This is a genomic window from Bacteroides sp. RTP31139st1_H2_RTP31139_211217, from assembly GCF_040227615.1.
In the GTDB taxonomy this organism is placed as follows: Bacteria; Bacteroidota; Bacteroidia; order Bacteroidales; family Bacteroidaceae; genus Bacteroides; species Bacteroides uniformis.
The window spans coordinates 1-9,796 of record NZ_JBCNZM010000040.1 but is presented as its reverse complement, the minus strand read 5'-3'; the positions used below and the strand labels follow the sequence as shown (position 1 = coordinate 9,796).

12 protein-coding genes are annotated in these 9,796 nt (G+C 46.6%); 7 read left to right on the top strand and 5 right to left on the bottom strand.

The window, feature by feature from the left end:
- On the bottom strand, window positions 1–113 hold a 113-nt coding region (locus tag ABUA47_RS08850; RefSeq protein WP_349831555.1), incomplete at its 3' end, for a DMT family protein.
- 21 nt (window positions 114–134) lie between these two features.
- Complete coding sequence (locus ABUA47_RS08845; protein ID WP_005826857.1) at window positions 135–884, bottom strand: ATP-binding protein; 750 nt, start codon at window positions 882–884, stop codon at window positions 135–137.
- A 165-nt stretch (window positions 885–1,049) separates the two neighbouring features.
- Here ABUA47_RS08845 and ABUA47_RS08840 point away from each other — a divergent pair, with 165 nt between their 5' ends.
- The 6 genes from ABUA47_RS08840 to ABUA47_RS08815 all read left to right on the top strand — a co-directional run bounded on the left by ABUA47_RS08840 (window position 1,050) and on the right by ABUA47_RS08815 (window position 8,015).
- On the top strand, window positions 1,050–2,480 hold the full coding sequence (locus ABUA47_RS08840) for a tetratricopeptide repeat protein (protein ID WP_005826860.1): 1,431 nt from the start codon (window positions 1,050–1,052) through the stop codon (window positions 2,478–2,480).
- Between the two features lie 8 nt (window positions 2,481–2,488).
- Entirely contained in the window at window positions 2,489–2,959 is a 471-nt protein-coding gene (locus ABUA47_RS08835) for an NfeD family protein (protein ID WP_005826862.1), read from the top strand.
- Window positions 2,960–3,007: 48 nt separating this feature from the next.
- A complete protein-coding gene (floA, locus tag ABUA47_RS08830; protein WP_005826863.1) occupies window positions 3,008–4,009 on the top strand; it encodes a flotillin-like protein FloA in 1,002 nt (333 codons plus the stop codon).
- 93 nt (window positions 4,010–4,102) lie between these two features.
- Window positions 4,103–4,981 (top strand): nucleoside phosphorylase, encoded by an 879-nt coding sequence (locus tag ABUA47_RS08825; RefSeq protein ID WP_009036776.1) that lies wholly within the window; start codon window positions 4,103–4,105, stop codon window positions 4,979–4,981.
- A gap of 283 nt (window positions 4,982–5,264) precedes the next feature.
- A complete protein-coding gene (mnmE, locus tag ABUA47_RS08820) occupies window positions 5,265–6,659 on the top strand; it encodes a tRNA uridine-5-carboxymethylaminomethyl(34) synthesis GTPase MnmE (RefSeq protein WP_347774030.1) in 1,395 nt (464 codons plus the stop codon).
- Between the two features lie 189 nt (window positions 6,660–6,848).
- Window positions 6,849–8,015, top strand: a complete 1,167-nt coding sequence (locus tag ABUA47_RS08815) for a site-specific integrase (RefSeq protein ID WP_149923058.1) — start codon at window positions 6,849–6,851, stop codon at window positions 8,013–8,015.
- Between the two features lie 15 nt (window positions 8,016–8,030).
- Here the strand turns inward: ABUA47_RS08815 and ABUA47_RS08810 are convergent, their stop codons facing one another.
- The 3 genes from ABUA47_RS08810 to ABUA47_RS08800 are packed head-to-tail and all read right to left on the bottom strand — an operon-like array spanning window position 8,031 to window position 9,205.
- Complete coding sequence (locus ABUA47_RS08810; RefSeq protein ID WP_027199977.1) at window positions 8,031–8,303, bottom strand: hypothetical protein; 273 nt, start codon at window positions 8,301–8,303, stop codon at window positions 8,031–8,033.
- Complete coding sequence (locus ABUA47_RS08805) at window positions 8,276–8,752, bottom strand: hypothetical protein (RefSeq protein ID WP_225982499.1); 477 nt, start codon at window positions 8,750–8,752, stop codon at window positions 8,276–8,278. The genes ABUA47_RS08810 and ABUA47_RS08805 overlap by 28 nt, the downstream gene beginning before the upstream one ends.
- 42 nt (window positions 8,753–8,794) lie before the next feature.
- A complete protein-coding gene (locus tag ABUA47_RS08800; protein ID WP_225982498.1) occupies window positions 8,795–9,205 on the bottom strand; it encodes a helix-turn-helix domain containing protein in 411 nt (136 codons plus the stop codon).
- Between the two features lie 176 nt (window positions 9,206–9,381).
- Here ABUA47_RS08800 and ABUA47_RS08795 point away from each other — a divergent pair.
- Window positions 9,382–9,796, top strand: a 415-nt coding sequence (locus tag ABUA47_RS08795) for a DUF2786 domain-containing protein (RefSeq protein ID WP_349831541.1), incomplete at its 3' end; no start/stop codon positions are given.

Below are 9,796 nucleotides of genomic sequence, written 5' to 3'. Positions count from 1 at the left end.
AACGGCCAGTTGGAGATGACTTTTGTCTCTTGTAGCTTCAGATGCCCATACCAGGCAAACGTCATGAAAATATTAGATACAATCAATAGCAAAATGGTATAAAATGCTTTCATATAGTGATTAATGATTAGTGATTAATGATTAATGATTGCAGGCAGCAATTCCTCTTGCACATTCGTCATACTCCCCCATAGACTATAGCGTGCCTCAGGATTCATTTCCTCCAATTGTTTCAGAATGCCTTTCATTGCACTACGGCTGGATTGTGACTCATACGGACAATTCTTCACCTGCTTACGATACCCCCTCACTTGCGCCAACTCCATCAAATCCGCCTCATGTACCAGACACATCGGACGGATAATCGTCATATCAAACTTCTTCATTACCAGCCGGGGGGGCATAGAGCTGAACGCTCCCTGATAGGTGATATTCATCAGCAAGGTCTCCAGAATATCATCCATGTGATGGCCTAACGCGATTTTATTGCATCCCTGCTCCTTGGCTACGGTAAATAATGCCTTCCGCCTATTCCAAGAGCAAAGAAAACAAGGAGACTTGCGGGTATCTGTCGTGGCATCAAACTCCGTTTCAAAGAGAACAAAAGGCACTCCCCACGACTCTACGTACTCCCTCAGATAGTCCACATCGCTTTGATAAGGTATATTCTTCATCACTACATGTACGGCGACAACGGAAAAACGGGGTTTATAGACACGGGCACGCCGTGCCAACAATTCCACCAGCGCCAAAGAGTCCTTGCCTCCCGAAAGCCCGATAAGAATCTTATCGCCGTCCTCTATCAGCCCATATTCCACCACACCTTTGCTAAACCGCTTGTCTATGCGGCGCAACATCTTTTCTTCTTCAGTAAATCGTGCCATTGATACGAGTTATGAGTTATAAGTTATGAATTATAGCTCTTCCGGTTGCAAAAGTAAGGCAAAAGAACGATTTAAAGAAGAATTAACAAAATAGAATTACGGAAACCAGCTTTATTCACGATAAATTTGTATTTTTGACCTTCTGAACAATCAGCATGTATCAATATGAATAAAAAATATATCCTTTTCTTTCTATTCGGCCTTTTGAGCATAACAATTTCCGCACAAAGCCTGGCAGAAGCCAAAGCCTTGTACGAGAAGGGAGAATACGAAGAAGCCAAGCCCACTTTCAAGAAACTCGTCAAGACACAACCTGGCAATGGAAATTACAACCTATGGTACGGTGTATGTTGCCTGGAAACCGGCGAACCCGCAGAAGCCTTGAAACACCTGGAAAGCGCCGTCAAGAGACGCGTCCCCAGCGGGCAACTCTATTTGGCCCGGGCATACAATGATTTATATCGGTTCGAAGAAGCCATCGAGACTTATGAGACCTACATTTCCGACCTGAGAAAGAGAAAACGCTCCACCGAAGAGGCCGAACAATTATTGGAAAAAAGCAAATCCAACTTGCGCATGCTGAAAGGCGTGGAAGAGGTCTGCTTCATCGACAGCTTTGTGGTAGACAAGGAAAAATTCCTGGATGCATACAAAATCAGCCCCGAATCGGGCAAGCTGTTCATGTACGACACCTACTTCAATGATTCCGGTAAGGAAGGCGGAACGGTATACGAAACGGAGCTGGGCAATAAGCTATATTATAGCGAAATGCAACCGGACAGCACCCTCAGTATCCTTTCGCGCAACAAGTTGCTGGACAAATGGAGTGATGGCAGCTTGTTGCCCGGAAGCATCAACGAGGCCATGAATGCAGACTATCCCTATGTACTTACGGACGGTATCACTATCTACTATGCTTCGGATGGCCCTGGCTCGATGGGAGGATATGATATTTTCGTCACCCGTTACAATACGAATACCGACTCCTATCTGATGCCGGAAAATGTGGGCATGCCGTTCAATTCGCCCTACAACGACTATATGTACGTCATCGACGAATTCAACGACTTGGGATGGTTTGCCTCCGACCGCTACCAGCCGGAAGGCAAAGTGTGCATCTATGTATTCATTCCCAACTCATCCAAGCAAGTGTACAACTACGAAGGGATGGACCCGGACAAGATGATATCATTGGCGCAACTTCACTCTATCAAGGACACATGGACGGACACCGATGCGGTAGAGGCCGCCCAAGAAAGACTTCGGACTGCTGCCAACGCAAAGCCGCAGACCACCAAGAAGCATGATTTCCAATTCATCATTGACGACCACTCCACCTACTACCAGCTGGACGATTTCCGCTCCCCGCAGGCCAAAGCCTCGTATGGCAAATACAATCAGCTGGAGCAGAGCTACAAACAACTGCAGGAGAAACTGGAAGATATGCGTTCGGAATACTCCCGAGCCAACAAGCAGGAAAAGGACAAGATGTCCGCCGCCATCCTCGACCTGGAGCAACGTGTACGGCAATTGTCCACTGAGATGGAGCAGACTGCCATTCAAGTGCGCAACCTGGAAAAACAAGCCACCAAATAAAGACAACTATGGATATACTCATTATCGCCTCATTGATTATAGGAGCAGTAATCTTGTTCTTAGTGGAATTATTCGTAATTCCGGGCATCAGCGTTGCCGGTTTTCTGGCAGGAGGTTGCATCATCTTTGCCAACTACTATGCCTTTGCCTATATGGGTACCACGGCAGGTGTCATTACGCTTATCATATCTGCCCTGGCTTGTATCGGCTCGTTGGTATGGTTCATGCGCTCCAAGACACTCGACAAAATTGCATTGAAAAAAAACATCACCTCCAAAGTAGACCGTAGTGCCGAGGAAAAAGTCAAGGTAGGTGATATAGGCGTAACCACTACTCGCCTGGCTCTTATCGGCTATGCCGAAATCAACGGAGACATCGTGGAAGTAAAGTCATCAGACGGCTTCCTGAACGAAAAGACTCCGATTATCGTAGACCGTATTGCCGACGGAGTCCTCTTAGTGGAACGGCTCAAGCAGTGAAATTTCAGGAATCAACCTATTTATAACTAACAATTAATATTTAATCTCATGGATCCAAGCACAATGTATTTAACCGCCTTCCTCATTATAGGAGGCATTATCTTCCTGGTACTTTTCTTCCATTATGTACCGTTCTTCTTGTGGCTGTCTGCCAAAGTATCGGGAGTAAACATCTCGCTGGTACAACTTTTCCTGATGCGTATCCGTAATGTTCCTCCTTATATCATTGTGCCCGGCATGATTGAAGCTCATAAAGCAGGATTGCAAAACATCACGCGCGACGAACTGGAAGCGCACTACCTTGCCGGAGGTCACGTAGAGCGGGTGGTACACGCACTGGTATCCGCCTCTAAAGCCAATATCGAGCTGCCGTTCCAGATGGCAACCGCCATCGACCTTGCCGGCCGTGACGTGTTCGAAGCCGTACAGATGTCCGTTAACCCCAAAGTAATTGACACCCCTCCCGTGACAGCTGTTGCCAAAGACGGTATCCAGCTGATTGCCAAGGCCCGTGTAACGGTGCGCGCCAATATCCGCCAATTGGTGGGAGGTGCCGGAGAAGACACGATTCTGGCCCGTGTAGGCGAGGGTATTGTGTCTTCCATCGGTTCGTCAGAGAATCATAAGTCTGTATTAGAGAATCCGGATTCTATCTCCAAACTGGTATTGCGCAAGGGGTTGGATGCCGGAACAGCATTCGAAATTCTGTCCATTGACATTGCTGATATTGACATAGGTAAGAATATCGGTGCCGCCCTGCAGATAGACCAAGCCAATGCCGACAAGAACATTGCTCAAGCCAAGGCAGAGGAACGCCGCGCCATGGCCGTAGCCACAGAGCAGGAAATGAAGGCAAAAGCCCAGGAAGCCCGTGCCAAAGTTATCGAGGCAGAAGCGGAAGTACCCAAGGCCATGGCCGAAGCATTCCGCAACGGCAATCTGGGTATCATGGACTATTACCGGATGAAGAATATAGAAGCCGACACTTCCATGCGCGAAAACATTGCTAAACCGACGACGGGCAATACCAGCCAGCCGTTGAGTAAATAACCCGAAAAGTAACTGACGAAACGCCGGAACCGGTGAACAAGAATCGGTTCCCGGCGTTTCTATTTATAAACAAAAGATTAAAGCCTCAAGCATATGAAGAAATATTTCGCCTCTTCCGAACTGATCATCAATGAAGACGGTTCTGTATTTCATCTTCACGTAAAGCCCGAATGGCTGGCAGACAAAGTCATCTTGGTAGGCGACCCCGGACGGGTGGCACTGGTTGCCTCCCATTTCGAGAACAAGGAATGTGAAGTGGAAAGCCGCGAGTTCAAGACTATCACCGGTACTTACCAGGGGAAACGTATTACGGTGGTTTCCACCGGTATCGGATGTGACAACATCGATATCGTGATGAACGAACTGGATGCCCTGGCAAACATCGATTTCGAGACGCGCGAAGAAAAGCCCCGTCTGCGTAGCCTTGAGCTGGTACGTATCGGCACCTGCGGCGGCTTGCAACCCTACACTCCGGTAGGCACATTCGTATGTTCTGAAAAGTCCATTGGTTTCGATGGGCTGCTCAACTTCTATGCCGGACGCAACTCCGTGTGCGACCTGCCCATGGAGCGTGCCTTCCTCAACCATATGGGATGGTCCGGCAACATGTGTGCCCCTGCCCCCTACGTCATTGATGCAAGCACTGAACTGATAGACCGCATCGCACAAAACGACATGGTACGTGGCGTAACGATTGCCGCCGGGGGCTTCTTCGGACCTCAAGGACGCGAGTTACGCGTGCCGCTTGCCGACCCACATCAGAATGAGAAGATTGAAAAATTTGAATACAACGGCTACCGTATCACCAACTTCGAGATGGAAAGTTCTGCCCTGGCAGGCTTGAGCCGTCTGATGGGGCACAAGGCCATGACGGTATGCATGGTCATTGCCAACCGCCTGATAAAAGAAGCTAACACGGGATACAAGAATACGATAGATACTCTTATCAAAACAGTACTCGACCGTATCTAAGTATCCTTCAAGAAATGCTCCTCCCTTTCCTTCAGCCAATCCTAGGAGTAGGGTTTATAGTAATGACTTCATCACATCCTGCTTGACGTGCCCGTTGCTGGTCTGTATAGTGTAGCAATGTCCTGCTATACCCACAATGGGCACAGAGGCGGATTAGGCTTTATAAGCATCTATCCATTATCGATTTGCACAAAGTTACGATAAAAGCCCATAAGTTGAATCACCATCTCTCTTTTTTGTAAAGAAACCATTATCTTTGCTGAATAAAAATAAGCCGGATAAAATGAACCAAGATACCATTTGTGCCATAGCCACCGCCCAAGGGGGAGCCATAGGATGCATCCGTGTCTCCGGACCGGATGCCATAGAGATAACATCCCGCATATTTACCCCTGCCCGGAAGGGGAAGAAGCTGAAGGATGCCAAGCCATACACACTTACCTTCGGTCATATCCATGAAGAAGAAAACATCATAGACGAAGTACTTGTAAGCTTATTCCGTACCCCCCACTCGTACACGGGCGAGGATAGCACGGAAATCATGTGCCACGGTTCGAGCTATATTCTTCAGAAGGTGTTGCAACTGCTCATCGGTAATGGTTGCCGCCTGGCAGCTCCCGGTGAGTACACGCAACGGGCCTTCTTGGGCGGCAAAATGGACCTAAGCCAGGCCGAAGCCGTGGCCGACCTCATCGCCTCCACCTCTGCCGCCACTCACCGCCTCGCCATGAGCCAAATGCGCGGTGGGTTCAGTAAAGAGCTGGCCTCACTACGCGACCAATTGCTGCACTTCACATCACTCATAGAACTGGAGCTGGACTTCAGCGACCACGAAGAACTGGAATTTGCCGACCGCTCCGAGCTATGTCTCCTAGCAGACGGCATAGAGCAGGTAATTTCCCGTTTAGTACAATCCTTCAGTGTAGGCAATGCCATCAAGAACGGCGTGCCCGTAGCCATCATCGGCGAAACGAACGCTGGTAAATCCACCCTGTTGAATGCACTACTAAACGAGGAACGAGCCATTGTAAGCGACATACACGGGACAACCCGCGATGTGATAGAAGACACAGTCAATCTTGGTGGGATAACTTTCCGATTTATTGATACGGCAGGCATACGCGAAACGAACGACACCATCGAGAACCTAGGAATTGAGCGAACCTTCCAGAAATTGGAGCAGGCGGAAATCGTGCTCTGGATAGTTGATGCCACGAATGCCGTCTCACGGATACCACAACTAACTACCCAGATACTTCCCCGTTGCGAAGGGAAACGGCTCATTCTCGTATTCAACAAGACCGATTTGGTGCAAGATGCCTCAACCATCCCCAACTCCAGTTTCACCGTGGCCGCTACTAATGTGCAATGCATCTCCATCTCTGCCAAAGGACGTACCAACCTCGACAAGCTTCAGCAAATGCTAATCTCTGCCGCTAACCTGCCCACGGTTACCCAAAACGATGTCATTGTCACGAATATACGCCACTACGAGGCTTTGACCCATGCCTTGGAAGCCATCCACCGGGTCCAACAAGGATTAGCAGAAAATCTATCCGGAGATTTTGTTTCACAAGATATCCGCGAATGCATTTTCCATCTAAGCGATATTGCAGGGGAAGTTACGAACGATATGGTACTTGGGAATATTTTCGAACATTTTTGCATCGGAAAGTGAAGTAAGTAAAACGGAAAGCAAAAGGCATACAAAACGGGTGTAATCAATGATAGATAACAGTTAATCAATCAATGTTTTACATACCATATAAACCGATATGAAATTTTTCTCTGATTATACCCGTTTTATTATTTTTTTGTTGTTATTTTGTTGCTCGTATCGAAAACAGCAACAAAAGCAACAAAAATTATGGGAAAATCGAAAGAACCGATAAGGCTCAGACAGAGAAAGACCGCTTCGGGGAATATCACGTTATACCTCGACATCTACCTGAACGGGAAAAGGTCTTATGAATACTTGAAACTCTATCTTATCCCTGAAACGAACAGAAAGGATAAGGAGAAGAACCGTCAGACGCTTCAACTCGCCGAGGCGATAAAAGCCAAGCGGGTTGTTGAACTTCAAAACGGAGAATACGGTTTTAACGCCGCCTACAAACTTGAAACGAACTTTCTTGACTATTACCGGGCTATGTGTGAGAAACGTCACGGCAACCCCGAGAGCCGGGGAAACTGGGGTAATTGGTATAGCTGCCTCAAACACCTTGAACGGTATTGCAAGCCTAACACCACATTCAAGGACATAACACCTGAATGGATAATCGGTTTTCGTGAACACCTTGACAAGAACGCCCGTTGCAGAGACAAACGGAAGATTATCACAACGGAAGAAGTGACAAAGCCGCTTTCACAAAACAGCAAGGTCAGTTACTTCAACAAACTCCGTGCCTGCATCAACCAAGCATTTGAAGACAGGATAATACCGCATAACCCACTTCGTGGCATTGAGGGTTTCAAACAAGCTGAAACAGAAAGAAGTTATCTGACTTTGGAAGAAGTCAAGGCGATGGCTGCTGCCCATTGCAAATACCCAGCCTTGAAAAATGCGTTCATGTTCTCATGCCTGACAGGTCTTCGCAAATCAGACATTGAGAAACTCCGTTGGCGTGAAGTTCAGCAGCAAGGAGACTTTACCCGGATAATCTTCAAACAGAAGAAGACGGGCGGGCAAGAATACCTTGACATCAATAAACAAGCGGTTCAATACATGGGGGTTCGCCGTGAACCTGATGACCGGGTTTTTGTCGGTTTCAAATACAGTGCCTATATGATAGCTGAGTTAAGGATGTGGGCAAACAGGGCGGGAATAACAAAAGACATCACGTTCCATTCAGGGCGGCACACATTCGCTGTCCTCATGCTTGACCTCGGCGCAGACATTTACACGGTTCAGAAACTTCTCGGGCACAAGGAGCTTTCTACAACACAGATTTATGCGAAAATCCTTGATAAGAAAAAGCAGGAGGCGGTTGCGATGATACCCGATATTTTCGGGGCTGATGACAACAAGGAATAAGAGACGGGGGCAGCCTCATGGCTTTGCCCCTGTCCTCGTTTCATAGAAGTCTCCCTCGCCCGTCAGAAGCCAGCGTGCGGAAACCTTGTATTCTTTCACTATATAAGTCAACCAAGCGGGTTGAAAAATGTCACTTGCCAAGTTCTTTTCAAGTTTGTTCAAATTCCAGCGATTTATATCAAACTCACGGGTAAAAGTCTGCTTACCTCTTATTTTCCCGTCATCTTTCAAGCGGTAAAGAGCCTCAAAAAAACGGCGTACTATCTTTTGGCTGTCTTCTGTCTGCATAATTCATCTGATTTTGCGGCTGCGGTTGCAAATTTGACGTTAATTTCTCTCTCCCGGACATTAAGGCGTTCCCTCCATGATTGAATCGTGTCGGGGCTGAAATCGGCTTTCTCCCCCTCTCTGACCTGACGTTCAAACATGCGAAGTTCATCGGGGGTCATAACGGGAATGAAGCGTTCAAGTTCCATGACTTGATAAACGTGTTCAAGGGCTTCACGGCGCAAGTCCGCTTGTTTCTCATCACTCAGCATTTCCCCCTGCCCCGTCAAGAACCAACGGGCGTTTATCTCGGGCAAAGCCTCAATGATTGAGACTACGGGTTGCAACCCGAAATCAACGCCTTTCAGAAGTTTAGACAGATATTGCGGCGACCAATTCAAAAGGGCTGCAAAGGCGGTCTGTCTCCCGCCAGTCTTATACTTTATAATATCTTGAAGTCTTCTATTCATATCCATATTTAGGTATTTTGAAAACACTTTTCCCGACAACCGCTATACGGCAACGGCAGAGCTTGCATTCCCTTCCCGGCGGGCATTGATTTTTTTGTTCTCCTGAATCTGTTCTTTCAGCATTTCCATTAATTCATCTATTTGTTTGTCACGGGCTGAAAGGCTTTCCGCTTGCTGCTTGATAATTTCCCAAACATCTTTAGGAACAGCCACCCCGCTGTCTTCACTGTTCAGATTATTAGAAAGGAACATTTCTCCCTCGCCTGATTGAAGCCAAACAAAGTTTATATTTTCATCAAGGGAACAAATTCGCTTCATAAACTTCTCGGAAAGAGGCACTTTACCCGTAACAATCTGAGAGAAAGAAGACTTTGTATATCCCAGAGTTTCAGCCAAAGCCCTTTCATTTTCCGCTATTTCCTTGAAAATAAGCCAGTTTATAACTTTTTTCAATCGTCTAAGATGTTCCATTAGTAAATATAATTATTGTTAAATTATAAATTTAATTTCGATTTATTCTTTCAAAATAATTACTTTGTTTATATTTGCACCGTCATACAATTTTGTATGCGGACAAATATACGAAATAATAAATAAAATCGGAATAAACTGATAAGTAAATTTTTGATATGGAAAGAATTACGGACAAACTCAAAAAACTTCTCGCTCTCGCAGAACGGGGATGCGGTGGGGAGGCAGAGAACGCCCGCCGTCTTCTTGAAGAACACCTGAGAAAATACGGTATGACGCTTGAAGACATCTGCGAAAACAAGACTTCACGCAGGACATTCAAGTATAGGAACAAAGAAGAACGCACGATTATCATTCAAGTCTTTTTATCGGTTCTCGGCAGTAAGAGTGAAGCATTTAAGGGGGCAACTTACAATGCTTCAAAGAAGACAATCTACATAGACCTGACAGATTTGGAATATGCCGAAATATCCGACATGGTTGCGTTCTTCAAGTCTCAGTTCAACAAAGAGAAAAAACGCCTGATGAAAGACATTCTCTATGCCTTCGTCAAAAAACACAACATCTTTGACT